Annotated in this window: 22 protein-coding genes and 1 tRNA gene; 11 read left to right on the top strand and 12 right to left on the bottom strand. The window is 70.2% G+C overall.

Annotation, left to right across the window (positions count from 1 at the left end; all coding sequences use genetic code 11):
• Window positions 1–6 precede the first annotated feature (6 nt).
• Window positions 7–79, bottom strand: a tRNA-Gly gene (locus tag ACFQV6_RS25500).
• A 156-nt stretch (window positions 80–235) separates the two neighbouring features.
• On the opposite strand from ACFQV6_RS25500, the gene ACFQV6_RS25495 reads away from it, so the two are divergent.
• From ACFQV6_RS25495 to ACFQV6_RS25480, 4 genes are read left to right on the top strand one after another with little or no spacing between them, the layout of a single operon-like run.
• Complete coding sequence (locus ACFQV6_RS25495) at window positions 236–1,027, top strand: phosphotransferase family protein (protein WP_378030105.1); 792 nt, start codon at window positions 236–238, stop codon at window positions 1,025–1,027.
• Between the two features lie 44 nt (window positions 1,028–1,071).
• Window positions 1,072–1,521, top strand: a complete 450-nt coding sequence (locus tag ACFQV6_RS25490; protein WP_378030104.1) for a hypothetical protein — start codon at window positions 1,072–1,074, stop codon at window positions 1,519–1,521.
• Window positions 1,518–2,285, top strand: a complete 768-nt coding sequence (locus ACFQV6_RS25485) for an enoyl-CoA hydratase/isomerase family protein (protein ID WP_378030103.1) — start codon at window positions 1,518–1,520, stop codon at window positions 2,283–2,285. The genes ACFQV6_RS25490 and ACFQV6_RS25485 overlap by 4 nt, the downstream gene beginning before the upstream one ends.
• A 9-nt stretch (window positions 2,286–2,294) precedes the next feature.
• Window positions 2,295–3,953: an AMP-binding protein gene (locus ACFQV6_RS25480; protein ID WP_378030102.1), complete on the top strand. Its 1,659-nt coding sequence runs from the start codon at window positions 2,295–2,297 to the stop codon at window positions 3,951–3,953.
• A gap of 99 nt (window positions 3,954–4,052) precedes the next feature.
• Here ACFQV6_RS25480 and ACFQV6_RS25475 read toward each other — a convergent pair whose 3' ends face one another.
• The 4 genes from ACFQV6_RS25475 to ACFQV6_RS25460 form a co-directional block, all read right to left on the bottom strand.
• Window positions 4,053–4,829 carry an ABC transporter permease gene (locus ACFQV6_RS25475; protein WP_378030101.1) on the bottom strand — a complete coding sequence of 259 codons (777 nt, stop codon included), beginning with the start codon at window positions 4,827–4,829 and terminating at the stop codon, window positions 4,053–4,055.
• Window positions 4,826–5,773: an ABC transporter ATP-binding protein gene (locus ACFQV6_RS25470; protein ID WP_378030100.1), complete on the bottom strand. Its 948-nt coding sequence runs from the start codon at window positions 5,771–5,773 to the stop codon at window positions 4,826–4,828. The genes ACFQV6_RS25475 and ACFQV6_RS25470 overlap by 4 nt, the downstream gene beginning before the upstream one ends.
• Before the next feature lie 164 nt (window positions 5,774–5,937).
• Window positions 5,938–6,579: a PadR family transcriptional regulator gene (locus tag ACFQV6_RS25465; protein ID WP_378030099.1), complete on the bottom strand. Its 642-nt coding sequence runs from the start codon at window positions 6,577–6,579 to the stop codon at window positions 5,938–5,940.
• Window positions 6,580–6,624: 45 nt separating this feature from the next.
• Entirely contained in the window at window positions 6,625–7,833 is a 1,209-nt protein-coding gene (locus tag ACFQV6_RS25460; protein WP_378030098.1) for an ROK family protein, read from the bottom strand.
• Window positions 7,834–8,042: 209 nt separating this feature from the next.
• Here ACFQV6_RS25460 and ACFQV6_RS25455 point away from each other — a divergent pair, with 209 nt between their 5' ends.
• From ACFQV6_RS25455 to ACFQV6_RS25445, 3 genes are all read left to right on the top strand, one after another.
• Window positions 8,043–8,897, top strand: a complete 855-nt coding sequence (locus ACFQV6_RS25455) for an FAD binding domain-containing protein (RefSeq protein ID WP_378030097.1) — start codon at window positions 8,043–8,045, stop codon at window positions 8,895–8,897.
• Window positions 8,894–9,388, top strand: coding sequence for a (2Fe-2S)-binding protein (locus ACFQV6_RS25450; protein WP_378030096.1), 495 nt, complete (start codon window positions 8,894–8,896; stop codon window positions 9,386–9,388). Before ACFQV6_RS25455 ends, ACFQV6_RS25450 begins: the two co-directional genes overlap by 4 nt.
• A gap of 146 nt (window positions 9,389–9,534) precedes the next feature.
• Window positions 9,535–10,686 (top strand): PP2C family protein-serine/threonine phosphatase, encoded by a 1,152-nt coding sequence (locus ACFQV6_RS25445; RefSeq protein ID WP_378030095.1) that lies wholly within the window; start codon window positions 9,535–9,537, stop codon window positions 10,684–10,686.
• 9 nt (window positions 10,687–10,695) lie between these two features.
• On the opposite strand, the gene ACFQV6_RS25440 is transcribed toward ACFQV6_RS25445, so the two are convergent.
• A complete protein-coding gene (locus tag ACFQV6_RS25440; RefSeq protein WP_378030094.1) occupies window positions 10,696–11,442 on the bottom strand; it encodes a hypothetical protein in 747 nt (248 codons plus the stop codon).
• A 171-nt stretch (window positions 11,443–11,613) separates the two neighbouring features.
• Between ACFQV6_RS25440 and ACFQV6_RS25435 the strand changes: the two genes are divergently transcribed.
• A complete protein-coding gene (locus ACFQV6_RS25435) occupies window positions 11,614–12,276 on the top strand; it encodes a hypothetical protein (protein ID WP_378030093.1) in 663 nt (220 codons plus the stop codon).
• Here the strand turns inward: ACFQV6_RS25435 and ACFQV6_RS25430 are convergent.
• From ACFQV6_RS25430 to ACFQV6_RS25415, 4 genes are all read right to left on the bottom strand, one after another.
• Window positions 12,255–13,013 carry a hypothetical protein gene (locus tag ACFQV6_RS25430; protein ID WP_378030092.1) on the bottom strand — a complete coding sequence of 253 codons (759 nt, stop codon included), beginning with the start codon at window positions 13,011–13,013 and terminating at the stop codon, window positions 12,255–12,257. The two genes, ACFQV6_RS25435 and ACFQV6_RS25430, sit on opposite strands and share 22 nt — an antisense overlap.
• A gap of 633 nt (window positions 13,014–13,646) precedes the next feature.
• Window positions 13,647–14,999 (bottom strand): gluconolaconase, encoded by a 1,353-nt coding sequence (locus ACFQV6_RS25425; RefSeq protein ID WP_378030091.1) that lies wholly within the window; start codon window positions 14,997–14,999, stop codon window positions 13,647–13,649.
• A gap of 9 nt (window positions 15,000–15,008) precedes the next feature.
• The gene (locus ACFQV6_RS25420) at window positions 15,009–16,034 is read right to left on the bottom strand and encodes a LacI family DNA-binding transcriptional regulator (protein ID WP_378030090.1); all 1,026 of its coding nucleotides are present in this window, start codon (window positions 16,032–16,034) and stop codon (window positions 15,009–15,011) included.
• Entirely contained in the window at window positions 16,009–17,511 is a 1,503-nt protein-coding gene (locus ACFQV6_RS25415) for a glycoside hydrolase family 43 protein (protein ID WP_378030089.1), read from the bottom strand. Before ACFQV6_RS25415 ends, ACFQV6_RS25420 begins: the two co-directional genes overlap by 26 nt.
• 79 nt (window positions 17,512–17,590) lie before the next feature.
• Here ACFQV6_RS25415 and ACFQV6_RS25410 point away from each other — a divergent pair, with 79 nt between their 5' ends.
• On the top strand, window positions 17,591–19,237 hold the full coding sequence (locus tag ACFQV6_RS25410; protein WP_378030088.1) for a substrate-binding domain-containing protein: 1,647 nt from the start codon (window positions 17,591–17,593) through the stop codon (window positions 19,235–19,237).
• A gap of 47 nt (window positions 19,238–19,284) precedes the next feature.
• On the opposite strand, the gene ACFQV6_RS25405 is transcribed toward ACFQV6_RS25410, so the two are convergent.
• Window positions 19,285–21,312, bottom strand: coding sequence for a cellulase family glycosylhydrolase (locus ACFQV6_RS25405; RefSeq protein ID WP_378030087.1), 2,028 nt, complete (start codon window positions 21,310–21,312; stop codon window positions 19,285–19,287).
• A gap of 125 nt (window positions 21,313–21,437) precedes the next feature.
• On the bottom strand, window positions 21,438–22,373 hold the full coding sequence (locus tag ACFQV6_RS25400; RefSeq protein WP_378030086.1) for an LLM class F420-dependent oxidoreductase: 936 nt from the start codon (window positions 22,371–22,373) through the stop codon (window positions 21,438–21,440).
• A gap of 52 nt (window positions 22,374–22,425) precedes the next feature.
• On the opposite strand from ACFQV6_RS25400, the gene ACFQV6_RS25395 reads away from it, so the two are divergent.
• Window positions 22,426–23,049, top strand: coding sequence for a TetR/AcrR family transcriptional regulator (locus ACFQV6_RS25395; protein ID WP_378030085.1), 624 nt, complete (start codon window positions 22,426–22,428; stop codon window positions 23,047–23,049).
• Between the two features lie 25 nt (window positions 23,050–23,074).
• Window positions 23,075–23,575 carry a VOC family protein gene (locus tag ACFQV6_RS25390; protein WP_378030084.1) on the top strand — a complete coding sequence of 167 codons (501 nt, stop codon included), beginning with the start codon at window positions 23,075–23,077 and terminating at the stop codon, window positions 23,573–23,575.
• Window positions 23,576–23,581: the final 6 nt, after the last annotated feature.

Raw genomic sequence — 23,581 nt, 5'->3', positions numbered from 1 at the left:
AAAACGAGCGGCCGGCCGGGATCGAACCGGCGGCCTCCACCATGGCGAGGTGGCGCTCTACCCGCTGAGCTACAACCGCGTGTACTAACTGTGTACTAACTACGGTAGGGATCACCGCCCCGAGCGGCAACGCATTTGCGCGGAGCTCTTGACAGTCTCCCCGCGCCGGTTCAAAGTCGTCCGGTGCGGGAAAGATGAAGTGTTCGCCTGGCTGGAGTCACAGCTGGGCAGCCGGATGAGAGTCAGTGCCGTTCGTTCTCTGCACGGCGGCGAAAGCCCGTGGTGGATCGACCTAATTGCATCCGACGGGTCGGCATCCTCGGCGGTTCTGCGCTCACCGAGCAGCCGGATCACGGCCGATCAGATCGCGACCAACGTGGCGGCACTCGCCGTCGCCGAGCGGCACGGCCTGCCCGCTCCCCGTCTCCTCGCGGCCGCGCCGGCGGCGAGCCTGGAGACCGTGGTGCCCGGGACGAGCACGTGGCCGGCCACGCCGTCACTCCAGCTGCTCCGAACGGCGGGCGCCGCGATCGCCCGGGTCCACGCGATCGCCCTCGACCCGCAACCGCGGCTCCCGTTGCGGCCCCGCCCGATCGCGGTCGACGACTTCGCCGGGGACCGCCGGGCCGGCCGGATGCCCACGACCGCGCTGCTCCGGCTTGCCGACGAACGGGTTCGGGCAGTCCGGGCGCCCGGCGGGCCGGCCGTCTTCCTGCACGGCGACGTGTGGCCCGGCAACACGCTGCTTGCCGGCGCAGACGTTCACGCCCTGATCGACTGGAAGACCGCCGGCGTGGGCGATCCCGGCGTGGACCTCGGTGAACTCCGCAAACAGGTCGCGATTCGGTACGACGACTACGCCCCGGTGCACGTACTGGCGGGCTGGGAGCGCGCCGCCGGCGCCCGGGCTAGCAACATCGCCTACTGGGACGCGGTAGCCGCGCTCAACACGCCGACCGAGTGCTACAGCCCTCACGCCACCCGGCGGCGCGACGAGTTCCTCCGGGCCGCGATCGCCCAGCTGTGACGGACTCGGTGTCACAAACCGTGGGGCCGGCTCGTCGACTGATCATGACCATCGGAACCAAGCGGGCCATGCTCGCGGTACTCGCCATCTCGGCCGCTGTCGTCGGCGTCTGGGCGGCGGCCTTCCCCGTCTCCTTCTACACCGGCTTCCCCGCACCCGGCCGCCACTGGGTGTCCGCGCTCGGCCCGTACAACGAGCACCTGATCCGCGACGTCGGCGGGCTCTACCTGGCGCTGCTCGTGCTGAGCGTGTGGGTGCTCCGGAGGCCGACGCAGGCGCTGCTGCGGATGACCGGCGGCGCGTGGCTGATCTTCAACGCCGAGCACTTCCTCTGGCACGCCCTGCACCTCGACGTGTTCCCGCTCTTCGACAAGATCGGCACGCTGGTGGCGCTGGGTGGCGTCCTTGTGCTGTCGATTCTCCTGCTGATACCCGAGACGAAGCGGGCCGATGACAGCGAGCGGCAAGTGCCGGCGGAGAATCGGAGTTCGTGAGCACTGACCTCTCCGTCACCGTCGAGGACCACGTCGCCCTGCTCGAAATGCGGCGGCCACCGGCCAACCACTTCGACGAGGCGCTCATCGGCCGAATCGTGGACACCGCCCTCGCGCTCGACGACGACCCCGCGTGCCGGGTGATCGTCCTCGCTTCGGAGGGCAGGCACTTCTGCGCCGGCGCGGATTTCGGCAGCGGCGAGTTCGCCGAGGACCACGTCGACGCCGCGGAACGCCTCTACCGCAACGCGGCCCGGCTCTTCGACGTCCGTACCCCCTTGATCGCAGCTGTCCAGGGCACTGCCGTCGGCGGAGGTCTCGGCCTGGCCTGCGCCGCGGATTTCCGCGTCGCCGAGGCGTCCAGCCGGTTCGTGGCGAACTTCGCGCGACTCGGCTTCCACCAGGGGTTCGGTCTCAGCGTGACGCTGCCCGAACTCATCGGGCGGCAGGCGGCGGCCGGGATGCTGCTCACCGGGCGTCGAGTGGGTGGCGCGGAGGCCGTACAGCTGGGTCTTGCCGACCGGCTGGCCGCACCGGGCGAACTCCGCCGGACCACCCGCGACCTGGCCCTGGAGATCGCGGCGGCGGCGCCGCTGGCGGTCCGCTCGATTCGCGCGACGCTGCGCGCCGATCTGGCGGCCCGGGTCCGCGAAGCCCTGGAGCACGAGCTGGCCGAGCAGAAGGTGCTGTGGGCGACGAAGGACAGCGCCGAGGGTATCGCGGCGAGCCTCGAGCGGCGGGCGCCGATCTTCCGGGGCGAGTAGTTTCCAGACATGAGCGCGTTCCGGCAGGCCCGCGAGTTCCTCCTGGCACACCGCGACGACTACGACACCGCGTATCGCGACTTCCGCTGGCCGGATCTCGACAGCTTCAACTGGGCCGTCGACTGGTTCGACGCGGAGGCGGCCGGCGAGGCGGGCACGCGGCCTGCGCTGTGGATCGTCGAGGAGGACGGCTCCGAGCAGCGCTACACGTTCGCCGAGATGTCAGAGCGTTCCAACCGGGTGGCGAACTGGCTTCGTGCCCGGGGCGTGCGGCGCGGCCACCGGATCATCCTGATGCTCGGCAACCAGGTCGAGCTCTGGGAGTGCCTGCTCGCCGCGATGAAGCTCGGCGCCGTCGTCATCCCCGCGACGCCCCTGCTCGGCCCCGCTGACCTGCGCGATCGCCTCGACCGCGGTCAGGCGGGCCACGTCATCGCCGGTTCGGCCGACACCGCCAAGTTCGCCGCCGTGGAGGGCGAATACACCAGGGTCGCGGTGGGAGAGCCGATCAAAGGCTGGCTTCCGTACGCGGACGCCTACGCCAACGACCCGTCCCTCACCCCCGACGGTGACACCCGGGCGGCCGATCCGATGCTGCTCTACTTCACGTCCGGCACCACCGCCCTGCCGAAACTGGTCGAGCACACCCACGCCTCCTATCCGGTGGGCCACCTCTCGACCATGTACTGGATCGGCCTGCGCCCCGGCGACATACACCTCAACATCTCGTCTCCCGGCTGGGCCAAACACGCGTGGAGCAACGTCTTTGCCCCGTGGAACGCCCTGGCCTGCGTCTTCATCTACAACTACACACGTTTCGACGCGGAGGCCCTGCTCGCACAGATGCAGCGCTGCGGCGTCACCAGCTTCTGCGCGCCGCCGACGGTGTGGAGGATGCTCGTCCAGACCGATCTCACCCGCCTGCGTACCCCGCCGGAGATCGTCGTCGGCGCCGGTGAGCCGCTCAACCCCGAGGTGATCGAGCAGGTTCAGCGGGCGTGGGGCGTAACCGTGCGCGACGGGTTCGGGCAGACCGAGACCACCGTGCAGATCGCCAACACCCCCGGCCAGCCCGTGAAGCCGGGCTCGATGGGCCGTCCGACCCCCGGCTACACGGTGGTGCTCGTCGACCCGGCGACCGGCGAACCCGCCGACGAGGGCGAGATCTGCCTGGACCTGACCGAACGGCCCCTCGGCCTGATGGTCGGCTACCACGGCGATCCCGGCCGCAACGCCTCAGCCACCGCCGACGGCTACTACCACACCGGCGACATCGGCTCCCGCGACGCCGACGGCTACATCACCTACGTCGGGCGCACCGACGACGTGTTCAAGGCCTCCGACTACCGGATCTCGCCGTTCGAACTGGAGAGCGTCCTGATCGAACACGAGGCGGTGGCCGAGGCCGCGGTGGTGCCCGCGCCGGACCCGCTGCGGCTGGCGGTGCCCAAGGCGTACGTGGTCCTGGCCGAGGGCTGGCCGCCGACCGCGGAGACGGCCCGGTCGATTCTGCGGCACTGCCGGGAGAACCTGGCGCCCTACAAGCGCATCCGCCGCATCGAGTTCACCGACCTCCCCAAGACCATCTCCGGCAAGATCCGCCGGGTCGAGCTACGCGCCCGCGAAACCTCCACCCCCTCCCCCACCGAATTCCGCGAAGACTCCTAGCTCCCCGCCGCCCCGAAACAGCACTGGACGCCAGCCGGTGCGGGCAGACCCGCGCGGAACGGGAGGTCCGGGCAGCAGCGCGGCCGCCCGGACCCCACATCACACCGACTTCTGGTATGCCCGGAACGTCCGGGTCGACAGCATCACCATCACGACCGCCGCCGCCAGCAGCCACCCGCACCGGCCGGCGACCAGCGCCCAGTCCGGCTCGGCGGACATCGCCGAGCGGATGGCGTCCAGTGCCCAGTTAACCGGATTGGCGTCGGCGATCGCCCGCATCCAGGACGGCATCAGCGACTCCGCCATGAACGCCGACGACAGGAACGTCAGCGGCAGCAACAGCAGTGTGTTGATCCCGATGATCGTCTCCCGCTGGCGGACCAGCATCCCGACCGTGTTCGAGAACGCGCTGAAGATCGTCCCCAGCAGCAGAGCCGCCACCAGCATCACGACCAGCCCAACAGCCCCACCCGGATAGCGTGCGCCCGCGATCAGCCCGAGCAGGATGATCGCCACCACCTGGACGGCAGTGCTGATCGCCTGCTCGACGACCATGGCGTTCATGATCGCGGAGCGGGACACCGGCGTGGTGAGCAGCCGGTTCATGGTGCCGCGTTCGATCTCCTCGAGGATGCCCATGCCGGCCCACATGTTCGACGACACCGCCGTCATCACCACGACGCCGGGCACGATGAAGTCGAGGTAGTCGCCGGCACCGAACCCCGGCAGCTCCACCACCCGGCGGAACAGGTTGCCGAACAGGAACAGCCAGATCGCCGGCTGCACCAGCATGATCACGATGAACGCGGGTTGCTTGGCGAGCACCTTCAGCCGCCGGTTCGTCATCCACCAGGTGTGCGAGACAAGCGTTGTCATGCCGCGAACCGCCTTCCCGCGTGCCGCAGATAAACATCGTCGAGTGAGGGCCGGGCGACGGTCACGGTCGCCACGCCGATGCCCGCCGATTCGAGCGCGGCCAGCGCCGCCGGGACAGCCGCCGCACCGTCGTCGGCACGCGCACTCAACCGCAGCCCTTCCAGGGCCACATCACGCAGGCCCGGCACTCGCTCGATCGCCTGCCGCGCCTGCGGCTGATCAGGTGGCGACCTCAATTCGAGGTGTACGGCGTCCCCGCGCAATTCTCCCTTCAACTTCTCGGGAGTCCCCTCCGCCACGACCCGCCCGCCGTCCACGATCGCGAGCCGCGACGCCAGCCGGTCCGCCTCGTCCAGATAATGGGTGGTGAGCAGGATGGCCATCGACTCGTCCTCGGCCAGGCGGCCGATCTCGGTCCACATCGCGGCGCGGCCCTCCGGGTCGAGCCCGGTGGTCGGCTCGTCGAGGAAGAGCACACCCGGCCGGTGTACGAGAGCGAGCGCCACGTCGAGCCGGCGCTGCATGCCGCCGGACCAGCCGCGTACCACCCGATCGGCGGCGCCGGTCAGGTCGAAGCGCTCCAGCAGTTCGCTCACCCGGTGGCGGAGCGCTGTCGACCGTACGCCGAAAAGCCTTCCCTGAAGCGTGAGGTTCTCGCGGCCGCTCGCCATCGGGTCCAGCGCGGAGCGCTGCGCCACCACGCCGATCTCGCGCCGCACCCGGTCGGGGTGCCGCAGCACATCGTGGCCCGCCACTGTCGCGCGGCCCGAGTCCGGCCGGGCCAGTGTGGTGAGGATCTTCACCGTGGTGGACTTGCCGGCGCCGTTCGGCCCGAGCAGGCCGAACACCTCACCGGGCAGTACGTCGAGGGCGAGCCCGTCGAGGGCCCGGACCCCGCCGGGATAGGACTTGTGCAGGTCGTCTGCCGTCACGGCAGCACTCATGGTGATCTCTCCAGATCTCCACGGGCCGTGTCCGGATATCCTTGTTGCTGCTACACGCCTCGGATACCGGACCGTTCCCGCGGTCGGTGGTTGAGGTTTTCGGCCCCGGCCGGTGTTCCCGCACCGGCCGGGGCTCTTTTCCCTGGTCCAGGGCTGTGCTGTCCCTAAGGCTGTGGTTCCTCCTTCAGGAAGTCGGCGAGGCCGGCGAATTCGCCGGTCTCGTGGGATCGCCGCCAGGCGCTGAGCCCGGCCATCGATCCCGAGCGCAGTTCGCCGAGCAGCCCGCCGACCCAGGTGGCCTCGGCCTCACGGATCGCCAGCGCGTACTCCGCCTCGATCAGGAACAGCCGCGGCACCTCGTGACCGGCGGCGCGCAGGCCGGCGCGGGCCGCCTCGTTCTCCACGGTGAGGATGCCGAGGCGCTGGTCCAGCAGCTCGATCACCTCGTCCGGCGCGAGCACGCCGACGACGGAGAGAGCGGCGCGCAGTTTCGGGTACTCCCGGTCGGGCTCGCCGACCAGCTCACGCACCCAGTCGGTCATCTCGTGCCGGCCGGCGTCGGTCAGCCGGTACACCGTGCGCTCGGGCCGGCGGCCTTCCCGGACCGTCTCCGCCGCTTCGATGAAACCGTGCTTCTCCAGGTTCTGCACGACCGTGTAGAGCGAACCCCACTGGATCTTGATGTCCTGGTCCTTGCCGAAGGCCCGCAGCTGGGCGGCCATCTCGTACGGGTGCATGTCCTGCATGGACAGCGTCGCCATGAGGTGCAGCCCGAGCAGGTTGCCGACCTTGCGCCGCTTCGCCATGCACCCTCCCCCGCGTGCTCGTCGACGGTTACCCGTGGACGAGTATTACGTACGCGAGCAAGGAAAAGCCAGGGGGTCGGCGAGAAGCGCGGCGAAGCCCAGCTCAGCGGCGCCGATGAGGGTGGTGTCGTCGGCGAGACCGGAGAGCCGCAACTCGACCCGCTCCCGCGAGACCGGCATCGCGTGCTGGGCGATCCGGGCGGCAATCTGCGGCGCTGCCGCACCGTAGAGGTCCCGCAGCATCCCGCCGAAGATCACCACGCCCGGGTTGAACAGGTTGATCAGGTTGGCGACACCGATGCCGAGCCAGTCACCGATCGTGGCGACCGCTCGAACCGCAGCCGGATCTCCCCCGGCGGCGTCCTCGGCCACCGCCCGCACGGCGTCGCGCCCGATCAGGCCGGCCCCTCCGGCGTCGCGCCCGACCAGGCCCGTCCGGCCGGCCTCGGCGAGCAGCGCGTATTCACCGGTCTCGGCCTCCAGGCAACCCCGCGACCCGCACAGGCAGGGCCGCCCGCCGAACGGGTTGACGAGCATGTGCCCGACCTCGCAGCCGTAGCCGCCCTCACCGCCGAGCAGCTCACCGCCGACCAGGATGCCGCCGCCCACACCGACGTCGCCGTGCAGGTAGATCAGGTTGGGGAAGCCGGCACCGGCTCCGCGGGCGTACTCGGCCATCGCACCCAGATGTGCCTCGTTACCGACGGCGACCGGCAGACCCATGCCGAGGGCCCGCTCCAGTTCGGCGCCGAACGCCTGATCCACCCAGCCCAGCTCGGGCCCGTACCGCACCATGCCGTCGCCCGGCCGGATCATTCCGCAGTAGGACGCCCCGATACCCACCCAGGTCGTACCGGGTGGTGCCGTGTCGACAAGCTCCCGGCCGAGGACGGCGAGCTTGCCGATCACGGTCTCCAGATCGACTCCCGCGCGGGGCCGAGCCGCCTCCCGGCGGTCCAGCACCGGCCCGCCGAGCCCGACCCGGGCGGCGGTGAGCCGGTCGACCGCGATGTCGAACGCCAGCACGCAGATCCGCTCGGACTCCGGCCGGACCACCAGCGACGGCCGGCCCGCACCGAGCGTGCCGACCGGCCGCTCCTCCCGGACCAGGCCCGCACCGGCCAGATCCGAGGTCAGCGCCAGGATCGTGCTGCGGTTGACCCCCATCCGCGCGGCGAGTTCGGCGCGGGAGAGGGGCCCGCTGACGTGGACGTGGTGCAGCAGGGTTCCGAGGCTGGATCGCGACTTCTGCATGGCGCCCTCCAACCTAGAAGCCGGCCCGCCGAGCCGGTAGGCCCGCACCGGAGCCGGCGCACACGATGCGCCCGCACACACCCGCCACCGGCCTTCGCCGAGTAATCCGATGGGGTGAGATCTTACGAAGCAGGCATAACTTGGCCAGGATTGTGAACGCTGCGTCCGAGAAGAGATGGACAGTGCTGATTCCCTGGAGGGCGTTGCCCATGAAGACTGCGGCCTTCGAGTACCTCGCCGCGAGCAGTGTCGACGAAGTGCTGGCCGAACTGGCCGACGGCGAGGCCTCGGTGCTCGCCGGAGGGCAGAGCCTGGTTCTCGACGTGACCAAACAGGACGCGGCGCACCGCCGGGTGGTCGACATCAACCGGGTGGCGGGACTCGACACCCTGGTCGAGGAGGACGGATCGCTCCGGGTGGGAGCCCTGGTCCGGCACCGGACCTTCGAGTCGGAAGCGGTGGGAGGCGCGCTGGGTGATCTGCTGCGCGTCGTGGTCCGGCACATCGGCCATCCGCCGATCCGGGCGCGGGGGACGATGCTGGGCAGTTTCGCGTACGCCCATCCGGCGGCCGAGTGGCCCGCGATGGCGGTGACCCTGGGTGCACGGCTCGTTCTGGCCGGGTCGCAGGGCAGCCGTACGGTCTCCGCGGAATCCTTCTTCACCGGGCCCTACACGACCGCGCGCCGCCCCGACGAGCTGTTGATCGAAGCGCGACTGCCGACGCTGCCGGCGGGCACCTACACCGGATATGCCGAGGACCGGCGCACCTCGATCTACCCGCAGGCGGCAGCGATGGCGGCGATCACCGTGACCGGCGGGCTGATCACCGCGGCAAGGATCGGCCTGGTCAACGCCGGGCCGTGTCCGGTGCGGGCCCGCGCCGCGGAGAACATCCTGGTCGGCAGCACGTTCTGCGACGCCGCGATCCTCGCCGCCGCCGATGCCGCCGCGATGATGGACGCCCCGTTCCCCGGTTGCGCCGAGGCGGACCTGAAAGCCCGGCAACGGGCCGTCCGGCTCCAGACCCGCCGGGCGCTGTCGCAGGTCCGGGAGAGGATGTGAGTGGCCACGTGCGGGTGACGCTGACGATCAACGGGACGCCGCGGGATCTCGAGGTGGAGCCGCACCGGCCGCTGGCGGACGCCCTCCGGGACGACTGCGGGCTGCACAGTGTCCACCTCGGTTGCACGGATGGCACCTGCGGCGCGTGCACCGTGATCGTCGACGGTGACGCGGTCCGGTCCTGCCTCATGCTGGCTGTCCAATGTCAAAGTGCTCAGGTCCGTACCGTAGAGGGGTTGGCTCCTGACCACCCTCTGCGCGCAGCCATCCCGGCACCTGGCGCCGCACGGTGTGGTTTCTGTGTCCCTGGCTACGTGATGCTCGCGGCGGCGGCGCTGGAGCAGGACCCCGCGATGGCCGCCGACCCTGAGCGGCTGAACGGTCTGCTCGCCTGCAACGTGTGCTGGTGCGGCGCCGGCGACACGACCCGGCAGGAGGTGATCCGGTCGCTACGGCAGCCCGGCGGGCGGCCAGGCATGATCATGGGATGACGACGGTCGCCGGGGTGGACGCGGACATCCGGGAGTGAGTCGCCGATTACGCCGGCCGTGCCAGGGGCACCATCTCCCCAAGTGAGGGCGGGGCGCTGATGCGCCTCCGCCCACCAGGCTGGAAGATGGGGCTGATGCTCGCGTCAATGGAGGCCGTTCGGCGGCTCATGGATCTGCGGCACCGCGGCCGGGCTGAGGACCTGCCGGTGGTGCTGGCGGAGGCCGCGCCGCTGCTCGGCGCGGACGCCGCTGTCGTGCTGCTCGTCGACTACGGGCAGGAGGCGCTGCACCCGCTGCGCGGCACCCCCCTGGGCACCGTGACCGTGCGGACCGTGGAGGACACGCCCGCCGGCCGGGCCTTCACGACGGCCGAGCAGCAGTGGGAGGACGGTTTCCTCTGGTTGCCGCTGCTGCACGGGGCCGAACGGCTCGGCGTCCTGGAGTTCCGGTTCACGGCGTATCCGGCCGAGGCGACCCGGCACGACCTGGAGATCATCGCCGCCCTGGTCGCCGAGTTGATCGCCAGCCGGCGCTTCTACGGCGACGCCGTCGAGCACACCCGCCGGCGGATGCCCATGCAGCTGGCCGCCGAGATCATCTGGAACCAGCTGCCGCCGCTCACGTTCGCTGTCGACGGGACCATGGTCACGGCGGTGCTGGAGCCCTGCTACGAGGTCGGCGGTGACGCCTTCGACTACGCGGCCAACGGTGACACCCTGCACGTGGCGCTCTTCGACACGGTGGGCCACGGGATCAGCGCCAGCGCCCTGACCACGCTGACGCTGAACACGTACCGCAACGCCCGCCGGTCCGGGCTCTCCCTGGCCGACACGTGCCGGTCGATCGACAAGTGGATCCGCGCGCAGTACCCGGGCGCGTTCGTCACGGCGCTGATGGGCGAGCTGGACATGGCCTCCGGCTCCTACCGGCGGATCAGCGCCGGTCATCCCGCCGAGCTGTTCCTGCGCGACGGGCAGACCCTGCCCCAGCTGCCGACACCCAACACGCTGCCGCTCGGCCTCGGGCACATGCTCCCCCGGCCGCCGGAGGTGGTCGAACAGCAGCTGGAGCCCGGCGACGCGCTGGTCCTCTACACCGACGGGATCACCGAAGCGCGGGACGCGTCGGGCGAGCTGTTCGGTGTGGAGCAGCTCAGCGATTTCATGCTGGACTCGCTGGGCCGGGGCACCCCGGCCCCCGAGACGATGCGCCGCCTGATCCACACCATCGTCTCCTACGAGCAGGGCGAGCTGCGCGACGACGCCACCGCGGCGATGCTCCAATGGCGACGCCACTGACGCCGTTCCTCAGCCGCCCTCGCCGCAGTCCTCGATCGGAGTCGACCTGAACGCGATCTCCCGGCCCATCCGGGCCTCGGCGACATCGCCGACCCGCGCGGAGACCGGCGTCAGCGAACGGTCGGTCGCCTCCCAGTCGGTGCCCGCGACGATGAAGTACATCCGGGCGCTCGTCCAGGTGGGTACGTCGGACATGGCGACGGGACGTCCCAGCAGGTCCGTCCAGGCGTGGTACAGGTCCCCTTTCTCCACCCAGACCTCCACCTCCTGGCACGGTGCGATGGTCTTCAGGTGGACCAGCGGCTGGTAGGCGGCTCGGCCGTCCACCGGCGCGGGGAGATCGCCGCGGATGCTCGGGGCGCCGGCCATCACGACATCGGTGATCGGCGACGGTGCCATGTTCCGGATCGTCACCAGCGTCACGTGGAAGTAGGCATCCGGCTTGTCGAGGTAGGGCCCGGAGTCCCAGAAGGACACCCGGGAGGCGTACCGGCGTTCGTAACGGTCCACCACCATCCGGTTGATCACCAGCTGGTCGCGGTTCAGTTTCTGCTGGTCGCGGTAGGTCTTCATGGCGAACAGCACACCGGGGATCGCCAGGATCAGGGCAATCACGGCGGCGATCGACTGGCTGACCTGGGACCAGATCTGCACCCGCCGAGCCCGGCCGGCGCGGGCAGGCGTCCGGATGATGGAGACGCTACGGCGGTGAACGACGCGGGGACGGGACAGCCGGCCCGGCAGTTTGTACAGCACCAGCACAGGTTGGCCGTCTCCGCCGGTCGCCGTCGGCCGAAGGCGCCGATACCGCCCATCCGGGTGGCACCTCCCATCCCTCACGACCGAATATCGATGCACTTGACTGCCCCGCGTTGATCCGGTAACTCTTAACAACACTTACTGATCAAAATCTTGGGGGTACGGTCCATGCGGAAGCCGACGCTCGCGGTGGCACTCTCGCTCGCCATGCTGGCGGCCTCACCCGGCGCGGCGGTTGCTCATGGCCATCCCGCTTCTCACGGCCATCCTCACGAGTGCGCGACGCCGTCGATCGACCGGCTGCAGCAGTGGCTGGCCAGCGGCGAGGGCACCACGGTCCCGGCCACCGGCAGCCTCCTCGTCCCCGCAGGCCGCAACCGGCCCGCGCCGCCCACCGGCAGCCTGCCCGCGGCCGCCGGCGGAAACTCCCGCTACACCGCCAAGATCAGCTTTGTGAACGCCGAGTGGCACGTGGCGGTCGTCTGGCTGGCCAACCAGTTCGAGGCCCAGGCTGATCTGTCGCGGTCAGCCGGCTTCCGGCTCACCTACAGCGCCACCGACGACCTGTGGGTGCAGCTGCGCCCGGCATCCCACTGGAGCGGTGGCGCCCAGTGGGCCACCCGGATCCCGTCCACTCATGGGCGTACGGTGTCCCGGTTCTTCAGCCTCCGCCCGCAGGCCTGGGCCGCCGTGCCGGAGCTCGGCGCGCCCGCCCACTCCTTCGAATCCGCCATCAGCGAGGCCCGCGGTCTGGTCTTCGTCGGCAAGACCGCGAACGAGCTGGAGTTCCGCGGTCTGCGCGTCGACCGCTACACGCCGCCCTGCGTCTGACCCTGCAGGGTGTGGCCGGTCCGGGCTGAAGCGTTGGCGTACCAGTAGCCGCCCGGACCGGAGACGGTGTTGGCGAACACCGCGACGTCGGTGATCGGGTGCTGACCGGTACCGTCGTTCACCGCCACCAGCGGCCGGCTCGCGTCGGTCGTACCGATGACGTTGTCGACGATGTCCACCCGGTTCAGGCTGTTCAGGGCGGCCTTCAGGTAGACACCGCCCCGGCAGTTCGTGATGGTGTTCGCGCGCACGGAGAGCCGCTGCGTGTCCTGCGGCCCGATCGCGTCGAACTTCGTGTTGCCGACGGTGTTGAACTCGACGGCGACATCGGTGTGGACGGCACCGGCGACGCTCGTGTGCGACCCGGCGAAGCGACCCCAGCCCGGCTTGCTGCCCGACGTGTCGCACTCGTCGTCGACCAGCCGGATGTTCGCACACGGCGTGTTGTCGGCCGCGCCTTTCCAGGTGGTGCCGCTGGAGGCCACATCGAGCTGGATCGCCTCGCCGTGCCACAGCCCCACCGTGGGGTCCTCCACCCAGCCCAGCAGGTGACAGCCGGACACCGTCGCCGTGTGCACCGCGTTGAGCTCGATCGCGTGCCACCACTTCACGTTGTAGACGTACACCCCATCGATCTCCACGTCCGACGTGTCCCCGGCCACCACAGGGTTGACAGCCGCCTGAGCGCTCTCGACCGCCTGAGCGCTGCCGCCACCCACCTGATTGAGCAGTCCCACTCCGCCGCCGCCAGCCCCGGCCCGAAGCACATCACGCCGCGTGGTAACCACATTCTCCCCCGTCGGTGATCCGCCGGGAACCTATCGGGACGGCACCCACATGCCCACCATCGACAAGCCCCCTGAACGCCAGCCCAGACAACCAGCTGGCCGTGAGCGGGGTCCCCGAGCGACACAAGCCCCCCTCAGCGCCAGCCGAGGCAGCCAGCTGGCCGCGAGCGGGGTCCCGCAGCGGAATGAGCACCCCTCAGCGCCAGCCGAGTCAGCCAGCTGGCCGCGAGCGGGGTCCCCCAGCGGAATGAGCACCCCTCAGCGCCAGCCGAGTCAGCCAGCTGGCCGCGAGCGGGGTCCCCCAGCGGAATGAGCACCCCTCAGCGCCAGCCGAGTCAGCCAGCTGGCCGCGAGCGGGGTCCCGCAGCGGAATGAGCACCCCTCAGCGCCAGCCGAGTCAGCCAGCTGGCCGCGAGCGGGGTCCCCGAGCCGCACAAGCCCCCCTCAGCGCCAGCCCAGACGACCGGCTGGGCGTGAGTGGTGGCTCGAGGCGCCTGCGGCACCGCTGAGAGCCAGCCGGGGCAGGCCTGGCGGCGCGAAGCAGGCAGCGGAGGGGAGCGGAGGGGAGCGGAGGGCGGGAGGTCAGGGTGCGGTCAGGCGGTAGATGGCGCCGGCCGCGTCGTCGGAGACGTAGAGGGCGTCGTCGGGCCCCTGGACTGCCATCACGGGCCGGCCCCACCGGGAGCCGTCGGGCAGCTGGAAGCCGGTCAGCAGGGTCTGCTGGGGGCCGAGGGTTCCGTCGCGCCAGGCGAAGAAGGAGACCTCGGGCGGCCGGGGCGGGTTGCGGTTCCAGGAGCCGTGGATGCCGGCGAGGGCGCCGGCGCCGTACCCGCCGGCCAGGCCGGGTGCGGTGGCGAAGCTCAGGCCGAGCGGCGCCGAGTGGGCGCCCATGCCCTGCTCGGTCGGGGGCAGTGCGGCGCAGTCGAGCTTCGCACCGCCGGGGTTCATCTGGAAGTCGCGGACGAACGGCCGGTTGGTGTAGCTCAGCGGCGAGCCCCGCTCCCCGGGGGCGAGGTCCGGGTCCGGGTTGCAGTACGGCCAGCCCAGATCACGGCCGGGCGTCAGGCGTGCGAGCTGCTCGAACGGGTGGTCGTTCACGTACCACTGGAGGACCTCGCCCTGGTCGGAGCCCTCGTGGGGATAGGCCACGTTGTCCCGGTGGTTGACCGCGGTCCACACCGCCCCGTCGGGGTCGATGGCCAGCCCGGTGCCGTTGCGCACGCCGCGGGCGAAGGTCGTGGGGGTGCCGCCGCCGGCCGGGGCGCGCAGGATGGAGGCGCGTTCGGGGGTGGCGTCGCGGTCCTCGGCGGAGACGTTGCCGGTGGAGCCGACGGAGACGTAGAGGGAGCCGTCTTCGCCGACCGCGACGCTCTTCAAAGCGTGGGCGTAGGCACCGCCCAGTTCGGGGCTCTTGGCGTCGGGGAGCCCGCCGATCACGACGCGTTTGTTCGTGACCGCGCCGGCCCGGTAGGTGAAGCTGTCGACCTGATCGCTTTCGGCCACGTACAGGGTGTCGCCTTTGAAGGCCAGGCCGTGCGGCTGGTTCAGGTCGCTGATCAGGGTGCGCTGGGTGGGTGGGGCTTCGCCCTGACCGGGTACGAATTCGATCACGTCGCCGAACTTCGGGCGGGACACGAGCAGGCGGCCGTCCGGGGTCCAGGCGAGCAGCCGGGCGGAGGGCAGCCGCGCCCACACGGTCATCGTCCAGCCGGGCGGCGCCTGGACCTGGCGGGCCTGGTCGAACGGCGCGGAGTCGGTGCCGGGCAGGGTACGCACGGTGGTGGCGGCCAGCTCAGGCACCTCGGCCGACGCCGACGCTCCGGCCGAGGGCGGCACGGTGGTGGCGGGGGCGCCGGAGGCGGCCGGCTGGTCGTTGGAGCAACCCGCCAGAGCGAGGACCGTTACGACCGCGGCAGCGGATCGGAGGCTGACCATCCACCGACCCTACCCACCCGGGCGAGCCGTACTCTCCCGCACCACGAGCCGGGTGGCCAACTCGAGCCCGGTCTGCGACGTCGTCTCACCCCGCCCCAGAGCAAGCGCCAGCTCGGTAGCCGCCATCGCCATCTCCGTCAGCGGCTGGTGGACCGTCGTCAGCGCCGGCGAGACCATCGCGGCGATCGGCAGGTCGTCGAACCCCACCACGCTCAGATCCTCGGGGATCCGCAGCCCGAGGGAGCGCGCCGCCTGGTACACCCCGACCGCCTGAAGATCGTTCCCCGCGAAGATCGCCGTGGGCCGCTCGGCACCCCGCAACAGGCGCAGCGCCGCACTGTGCCCGCCCTCCTGGGTGAGCGGCGCCGAGATCACATCGTCGTCTCGAACCGGCAGACCCGCCGACCGCAGCGCGGAACTGTGCCCGTCCAGGCGCGCCTGGCAGTACAGATGCCCCGGCCCACTGATCATCGCGATCCGCCGGTGCCCCAGCGAGAGCAGATGGCGGGTGGCCGACCGCCCGCCGTTCCAGTTGGTCGCGCCGACGAACGGCACGTCCCCGGGAAGCTCGGTGGTCGGGTCGAGGACGACGAACGGGATGCCCCTGGCGCGCAGCTGGTTCTGCTCGTTCACCGAGAGCTGGGCCACCGTCACGATGCACTCGGGACGGCGGGCGATGGTGTCGTCGATCCAGTAGCGGATGGTGTTGCGGTCGGGGCCGAACTCGGTGAGCACCAGCCCGATGCGGTGTTCGCGCACCACCTGCTGCACGCCTCGGATGATCTCGACGCCCCACATGTGCTCGATCTCGTCGACGACGAGCTCCATGATGTTGCTGCGCTGGACCGGGCTCGACTTGCGGTAGCCGTACCGGGTGATCAGGGCCTCGACGCGGGCGCGGGTGTCCGCGGCGACACCGGACCGGCCGTTGATCACCTTGGAGACGGTGGGCACGGACACGCCGGCGGTCTCCGCGATGTAGGAGATGGTCACCGGCTTGGCCGGGTCGTCACGCGGATGCTCGGGATGCGACAACCTCGCTCCTTCCGTCATCGCGCCAGGATAGGGCAGGCGCGTATTCGTACCAGTCGAAGCGGACGGTGCCCGCCGCGGCGTACATGCCGATCACCCGGCCGGTGAAGCCGCCCGCCACCTCGGTGGACAGGTACCGGCCGTCCAGTTCGGCGAGGACCTGGAAATGGCCGTCCTCGTCCTCGACGCCCAGGTGCAGCGTGTCGGGCTCCTGGCGGGGGTGGCCGTCGTCGCGGGAGGCGGCGCGGACGTCGATCCGCAGCCGGACCGGTCCGGCGGGCACCGGCCAGGCGGGCATGGTGTGCCGTACCGAGCCGATCCGGGCGATCACCCGGACGCCGCCGTCGCCGGCCTCGACCTCGTAGTGGTGGTGCTCGTCGAGCCGTACGGCCAGCCCGCCCCGCCCGGCCGAGGTGTCGATCAGGGCGCTGACGCGGCAGGACGGGTGCTGCTGGCGGCGGCCGACGAAGGTGACGCAGGGTTCGTCGAGGGACGGGTCGCGGGCCTGGAGGGTGAGCCATCCCGGGCGTTCGGCGGTCGACCAGGACCCGGCCGGCCGGGAGCGCACCGAAACCCACTCGACAGCCAGCGCGGCGGAGTCGAAGTCGTCCCGGACCACCGACTCGACGGCGGTCGGCGACACCAGGTCACCGACGACGGGCCAGCCGTCCACCCAGGTCACCGGCGCCAGGAAGGTTTCGCGCCCCAGCACGTGCCATCCCGGGGTGCCACCACCCGGCCGTACGCCGAGAAACACCATCCACCACGATCCGTCAGGACCCTCCACCAGGTCGGCGTGGCCGGTGTTCTGAACGGGCAGGTTCGTACCGCGGTGGCTGAGGATCGGGTTCGCCGGGCAGGGCTCGAACGGCCCCTCCGGATCGGTGCCCCGGGCGATCGAGACGGCGTGCCCCCGCTCGGTTCCGCCCTCGGCGATCAGCAGATACCAGTACTCGCCGACGCGGTACAGATGCGGCGCCTCCGGTGCCTGCGCGGCGGCGCCGCCGGACCACAGGCGGCGGGGCCGGGTCAGCACCCGGCCGGTGGCCGGCTCGATCCGGATCTGCTCGACGCCGGCGTACGTGCACCAGCAGTGTCCCCGCTCGTCCCAGGCCAGGTCGGGGTCGATGCCCACGCCGGGCACCCGGATCGGTTCGGACCACGGGCCGGCGGCCTCGACCGCGGTGAAGATCATGGCGCCGCCGCCGGGCGCGACGTTCGTCGTGATCAGCCAGAACCGGCCGTCGTGGTGGCGCAGCGTCGGCGCGTAGACACCGCCGGACGACGGTGTGGACGCGGGCAGCGACAGCTGGCTCGGACGGTCGAGGGCGTTGCCGATCTGCCTCCAGGTGACCAGGTCCCGGCTGTGGAAGATCGGTACGCCGGGAAAGTACTCGAAGCTCGAGCAGGCGAGGTAGTAGTCGTCGCCGACCCGGCAGACGCTCGGGTCGGGGTGCATCCCCGCGATCACCGGTTGCACGAAGCCACCCTTCCATAGCGACGATTTTCGATGTTAAGTTTCGGCCCTATCAGAGAAACTTTCCAGACATCGGAGAGAAATGACAACTTTGTCACGGCGCACGCTCCTGCTCGGCACAGCGGCGGTCGCCGCCGGGCCGCTCCTGGGCGGGTGCAGCAAGGAACCCGCCGGCTCCGGCACCGCCCAGAACCTCGACAGCGTCGCCGGGCTCCTGCCCTCCCACCACGAGTTCACCGGCTCGGTCAAGCCCGACATCCTCGGCACCCGCCCGGTGCCCGACGGCTACCTGCGCTACCCCGCCACCCTCGTGGACGCGATCACCGAGAAGCCGGCGGCGAGCGGGCGGGAGATCAGCGCGATGACCCCGGTCTGGGGCCCGGCCCCGCCCGGCATCGACCGCAGCGCCTACCTGCGGGCCGTCGGCGCCGAGCTCGGCGCCCCGGTCAACTTCGTCGTCCAGGACGGCGGCACCTACGGCGACAAGCTGAACGCGATGTTCGGCGCCCGTGACGTCCCGGAGGTGCTGTGCGTGCCCGGGTGGGAGGTGGACAAGATTCCCCGTTTCGCCGAGGCGGCGACAGCGCTGTTCACCGATCTCACCGACCATTTGCAGGCAGAGCGCGTTTCCGCGTACCCGATGCTCTCGTCCTTCCCGACCGGCGCCTGGCGCCACGCGGTCTGGAATCAGCGCCTGTTCGCGATTCCCAACCCCAGCGACGGACCGTTCCCCTACGCGATGTTCACCCGCAAGGATCTGCTCGACGAGCGTGGCCTTGCCGTGCCGGGCAACCTGGACGATCTGCTCGCCATGGCGAAGCAGGTGACCGATCCGAAACGCCGGGTGTGGGCATTCAGCGACATCTTCGCGATGCTCCAGATGTACCACCGGGTGCCCGGTGCCAAGGGCGGATGGCGGCTGACCGCCGGCAAGACACCCGAGTTCAAGTACGAGACCGCGGAGTACCGCCGGGCGCTCGAGGTAATGGCCGGGATCTATCGCGACGGCCTGGTCCACCCCGACCTCGTCGCCAGCAAGGGCGCCGACCAGAATCAGCTGTTCGCGAGCGGCGGCATTCTCTTCGCGCAGGCCGGCGTGGGTTATTGGCAGCCGGCACAGGCCGAGAACCAGAAGATCACCCCGAAGCTGAACATTCAGCCGCTGCCGGTGTTCGCGGTGGGCGGCGGCGACCCGCTGGTCTGGGGCGCCGCCGAACCGATCAGCTACACGTTCCTCAAGGCCGGCCTCCCCAAGGACCGGGTCGAGGAACTGCTGCGCGTCATCAACTGGTGCTCCGCCCCGCTCGGCACCCAGGAGGCCCAGCTGCGCGACTACGGCGTGGCCGGAAAGCATCACACCGTGACGCCGGACGGCCCGGTCAAGACCGACCTGGCCTTCAAGGAGATCGTCAACCAGTACTACTTCATCAGCGGGCGCAACCCGGCCATCGGCCCGTTCCCGGACACCCCCAACTACGTGCGTGACGTGCTCACCTACTCCAACGAGACGGTCAAGTACCTGGAGCAGGACCCCTGGGACGGCCTGAAGCTGGAGATGCCGGTCAAGTTCGCGTCCTACCGGGTCGCGGCCGAGGAGAAGTTCACCGACGTGCTGCGCGGGCGCCGGCCCATGTCCGATTTCGACGCTCTGGTGAAGGAGTGGAGGGATAACGGTGGCGAGGAGGCACGCGCCCTGATGGCCAAAGCCCTGACCGATTCCGGCCGCTGAAAGCAGGCCGTCCGCGACATCGCGTCGCGGACGGCCGATAGACCGTTTCAGGATGAGCCAGGCGTCCCGGTCACGCTCTCACCCGACTTCGTGATCCGGTACGAGACAACCGCACCACTCCAGAAATGGAAGGTCAGCGTGACGGTCCCGTCCTTGACCTCGGCGAAGAACTCCGGCTTGAGCAGAACGGTTCCCGCGGCGTAGTCGGGCTGGAAGTGCGTCCAGAACTCCTTGTAGGGCGTCCAGTCAGCCGGCCCCGCATTGCTGCCGTCGGCGTACTTGGCCTCCATCGTGGCCAGCTGGTCACCGCGGAACTGGGTGGGAATCGCGAACGAACCCGTGGTGCCACTCGCCGGGGATTGCGCAGGTTCCTCGTACGAAATGATGTTGATCTGCCACGGCACGCCGCTGGAGAAACGCACCTCGATGGTGCTGTTGACGCCGTAGGCGCGGTTGCCCGCAAGGCGCGTGAGCGCCGCCGCAGTCAGCGTGAGAGTGCTCCCGGAGACGGTGTAATCGGTGCCCTGGGTGAGACCGGTGATCCCCTGGAACGTGGTGCCGTTGAGGTTGAGCGTCAATGTCTTGCTCGTTATCGCGCCCGTTTTCGGCAGGTAGACCTGGTCGGCGGAAGCGGTGCCGGATCGCGCCGTCCAGCTCGCCTTGATCATGTCGTGCACGCCCTGGTCGCGCCAGCGCAGCTCGGTGCGGTTGAGGAACTGACCGGCGTCCCACAGCATCGTGGTCAGACCACGGATGCGGGCGTGATATCCGACCGCTTCGAGGAACTTGAGGAATTCACCGCGCTCGATCACGCCGGGCCGGTTGTGGTCCCAGTTGAGCAGCGCCCACTCCCCCACGATCACCGGAATGCCGCGGTCGACGAAGCTGGCCTTGACCCGGTCGAAGGTGCCGACGAGATCCTGCTCCACTGCGGCGTCGTAACGGGTGCCGCCGGCGATGTTCACGCTGAACGGCCAGTAGCCGTAGAAGTGCACGGTGGCCGCCAGATTCGGATCGTCGAGCGCGTCGAACTCGGCGTTCAGCGCGTCGAGCCGCCCCTGCTCGGCGTTGGTGAAGAGGGTGGGCAGCACCAGCAGCCGGGTCGTGTTGCCCCCGCCGGAAGCGCGGACCAGCTCCACGAACTCGGCGTTCAGCTCCCGCAGCACCTGGTAGTTCTGCTCGTCGCCGGAGGTGCCGGCGAACTGCGGTTCGTTGATGCTCTCGAACACCAGCCGGCTCGAGTGATCGCGGAAAGTCGTGGCGATCTGGGTCCAGAGCTTGGTGTAACGGTCCATCACGGTGGTGCGGTCGGACGGGTAGGTGTTGATCCACTGCCACGAGTCGTGATGCAGGTTGATCATCACGTAGAGGTTCTCGGCGAGGGCCCAGTCGACGATCTCCTTGACCCGGTTCAGCCAGGCCGTGTCGATCGTGTAGGCCGGTGCGCTGCCGTGGTGGTTCGTCCAGGTGACCGGGATGCGGATGCTGTTGTAGCCCTGGGCCTTGACGTGGCGCAGCAGGGCCCGTGTGGTCAGCGGGTTACCCCAGGCGGTCTCGTCGGGGATGGCGTCGAGGGTGTTGCCGAGGTTCCAGCCGGGCTGCATGGCGGCCACGGTCGCCGCCGGATCGGACGGGCCGGGAGGCGTCGACGCCGACGGTGACGCCGACGGTGTGCCGACGGTTCCGGTGCAGGTGACCCCGTTGAGGGAGAAGGACGACGGCACCGGGTTGGTGCCCGTCCAGGAGCCGTTGAAGCCGAAGGAGACGTTCGCGCTGGTCGCCACCGCGGCGTTCCAGGACACGTTCGTCGCCGTCACGTCGGCACCGGCCGCGGTGACCGAGGCGCTCCACGCCTGGGTCACCCGCTGACCGGCGGCGAACGCCCACTTCAGGTTCCAGCCGTTGATCGGGTCGCCGAGGTTGGTCACGGCGACGTTCGCGGTGAAGCCGCCGGCCCACTGGGCGGCGACCGCGTACGTCACCCGGCATCCCGCGGCCGCCTGCGCGGCGGCCGCGATCACCAGGGTGGTCAGTAGCGCCGCGGCCGAAAGGGCAGCGAGCAGGGTCTTTCTCACGTTGTGCCTCGCAGTCAGGATGCGCCCTGCCCCCAGGGCGCGCCGTCCGGCTCCGATATCTGGAAACAATCACTCCCCATAACGAAAGTTTCCGGCCCGGACGCTACGCGAGGCGTTGAGGATCGTCAATCGACGATGGGCTTCAGCGCCTCTCCCACCCGGCTGACGACACCGGGGCGGTGGCCGTTGCGGATGAGGTTGATGGTGATCCCGCCGATCCCGGCACCGAGAACGTTCTTGTGGAGCTGCTCGGCGACCTGGTCCGGCGTACCCAGGAAGGCGCGGTTGCGCCGGTCCTCCGGGATGGTCCCGGCCAGCTCCTTGACCTCCTGCTCGGTCTCGCCGACCAGGCCCATCGCCAGGTAACTGGTGGCCAGCGTGTCCGGGTCACGCCCGATCTCCTCGCACCGCTGCCGCAGCACGGCGACCTTGTGCGGCAGAACCTCGAGGTCGCAGATGATGTTCATGTGGTCGGCGAAGCGCGCGGCCAGCCGGAACGTCTTCTGCTCGCCGCTGCCGCCCAGCATGACCGGGATGGTCGGGCGGACCCGCGGGTTGTTCATGGCGCCCCGGGCGGTGTACCACTTCCCGTCGAGGGTGGCGGGCTCGCCCTTCAGCATCGGCGTGATGATGGTCAGCGCCTCCTCCAGGCGCTCGAAGCGCTGCCCGAAGGTGCCGAACTCGAAGCCGTAGTCGTGGTGCTCGCGCTCGAACCAGCCGGCACCGATGCCCAGGATCGCCCGGCCGTGCGAGACCACGTCGAGCGTGGTCACGGTCTTCGCCAGCAGGGCCGGGTTGCGGTAGGTGTTGCCGGTGACAAGCGTGGAGAGCTGAATCGTCGAGGTGAGAGACGACAGAGCACCAAGCGTCGTGTACGCCTCCAGCATCGCGTTCTCCGGAGCGCCGATGCCCGGCAGCTGGTAGAGGTGGTCCATCACCAGCACGGTGTCGAAACCGGCGGCCTCGGCCTCCCGCGCCTGCGCGGCGACGGTGTCGAAGGTCTGCTCGACCGGGCCGGGATAGGTGAAGTTGGGAATCTGGTAACCGAGCCGGATGCTCACACTGCCTCCGATGTAAGAGGGCTATCACTTGCTAATGTAAGAGCCTACTCACATGGAGGCAAGCGTGGCGGCGAACCGGGCCTACCACCACGGCGACCTGCGCGCGGCGCTGATCGAGGCCAGCTTCGGCCTGCTCGCCGAGTGCGGCCTGCAACGCTTCTCGGTCGCCGCCGTCGCCCGCCGCCTCCAGGTGAGCTCGGCCGCGCCGTACCGGCACTTCCCCGGCCGCGACCACCTGCTCAGCGCGGTCTCCACGACCGCCGCCCGCGACCTGCGCGCCGAGATCGTCGCCGCCTCGGACGCGGCGGGCCCCGATCCCGCCGACCGGCTCGCCGCGACAGCCGGCGCCTACGTCCGCTACGTGGCACGCACCGGAGCCGGTTTCCACGTCATCTTCGCCGCCGAGCTGTACCGGCTCCCCGACGAGGAGCGCCGCGAGCACACCCGCGCCCTGATCACCACCCTGGTCGAGCTGGCCGCGGCGACCGAGGCCCGGTCCTACCAGGAGAGTGTTCAGCTGGTCGAGGCGACGATCGCCGTCGCACACGGGTACACGTCGCTCTACGCCGACGGCTTCTTCGCCCAGAACGCCAGCACCGCCGACGACATCGCCGCCCGCGCCGTCGAAGCCGCCCGCAACCTCATCACACCTGGCGCCATTGAGGTCAGGAACTGACCGCTGCACCCGGCAGGCTGAGGGCATGAACATTCCCGGAGGCAAGTCGACCGTCACGCCCTACGTCGCGGCGAAGGGAGCGGCCCGGTTCCTCGCGTTCGCCGAGGAGGTCTTCCAGACCGGCAAGGCCATGACGGTGCTCAACGGGGACGGCACGATCGGCCACGCGGAGATCCGCATCGGCGACTCGGTCATCATGGTGTTCGACTCCCGGCCCGAGTGGCCCGACACCCCGGCGTTCCTCAGCGTCTACGTCGACGACGCCGACAAGGTCGTGGCCCGGGCGCTCGCGGCGGGCGCCACGCTCGTCACCGAGGTCCGGACCTCGGGCATCATCGGTGACCGTGGCGGGCGCATCAAGGACCCGGTCGGCAACATCTGGTGGGTGCAGACCCACCTGGAGGACATCGACCACGCCACGATGCTGGAGCGCTTCAGCGATCCGGCCGAGCTCGCCGTGATGAAGTCGGCGCAGCAGACGTTCGACGACGAGATGCGCCGCCGGATCATCCACCGCGGTGTGTAGCGCGAA

Source organism: Actinoplanes sp. GCM10030250, assembly GCF_042666575.1.
GTDB lineage: Bacteria > Actinomycetota > Actinomycetes > Mycobacteriales > Micromonosporaceae > Actinoplanes.
Note: the sequence above shows the minus strand (reverse complement) of the source record. Positions and strands in the feature narration are given on the sequence as shown.

What these genes read in the sequence shown, in the direction of transcription:
- ACFQV6_RS25495 (WP_378030105.1), top strand. Translation starts at nt 236, where the DNA reads ATGAGAGTCAGTGCCGTTCGTTCTCTGCACGGCGGCGAAAGCCCGTGG.
- ACFQV6_RS25490 (WP_378030104.1), top strand. Translation starts at nt 1,072, where the DNA reads ATGACCATCGGAACCAAGCGGGCCATGCTCGCGGTACTCGCCATCTCG.
- ACFQV6_RS25480 (WP_378030102.1), top strand. Translation starts at nt 2,295, where the DNA reads ATGAGCGCGTTCCGGCAGGCCCGCGAGTTCCTCCTGGCACACCGCGAC.
- ACFQV6_RS25475 (WP_378030101.1), bottom strand. Translation starts at nt 4,829, where the DNA reads ATGACAACGCTTGTCTCGCACACCTGGTGGATGACGAACCGGCGGCTG.
- ACFQV6_RS25470 (WP_378030100.1), bottom strand. Translation starts at nt 5,773, where the DNA reads ATGAGTGCTGCCGTGACGGCAGACGACCTGCACAAGTCCTATCCCGGC.
- ACFQV6_RS25465 (WP_378030099.1), bottom strand. Translation starts at nt 6,579, where the DNA reads ATGGCGAAGCGGCGCAAGGTCGGCAACCTGCTCGGGCTGCACCTCATG.
- ACFQV6_RS25460 (WP_378030098.1), bottom strand. Translation starts at nt 7,833, where the DNA reads ATGCAGAAGTCGCGATCCAGCCTCGGAACCCTGCTGCACCACGTCCAC.
- ACFQV6_RS25455 (WP_378030097.1), top strand. Translation starts at nt 8,043, where the DNA reads ATGAAGACTGCGGCCTTCGAGTACCTCGCCGCGAGCAGTGTCGACGAA.
- ACFQV6_RS25445 (WP_378030095.1), top strand. Translation starts at nt 9,535, where the DNA reads ATGGAGGCCGTTCGGCGGCTCATGGATCTGCGGCACCGCGGCCGGGCT.
- ACFQV6_RS25435 (WP_378030093.1), top strand. Translation starts at nt 11,614, where the DNA reads ATGCGGAAGCCGACGCTCGCGGTGGCACTCTCGCTCGCCATGCTGGCG.
- ACFQV6_RS25425 (WP_378030091.1), bottom strand. Translation starts at nt 14,999, where the DNA reads ATGGTCAGCCTCCGATCCGCTGCCGCGGTCGTAACGGTCCTCGCTCTG.
- ACFQV6_RS25410 (WP_378030088.1), top strand. Translation starts at nt 17,591, where the DNA reads ATGACAACTTTGTCACGGCGCACGCTCCTGCTCGGCACAGCGGCGGTC.
- ACFQV6_RS25395 (WP_378030085.1), top strand. Translation starts at nt 22,426, where the DNA reads ATGGAGGCAAGCGTGGCGGCGAACCGGGCCTACCACCACGGCGACCTG.
- ACFQV6_RS25390 (WP_378030084.1), top strand. Translation starts at nt 23,075, where the DNA reads ATGAACATTCCCGGAGGCAAGTCGACCGTCACGCCCTACGTCGCGGCG.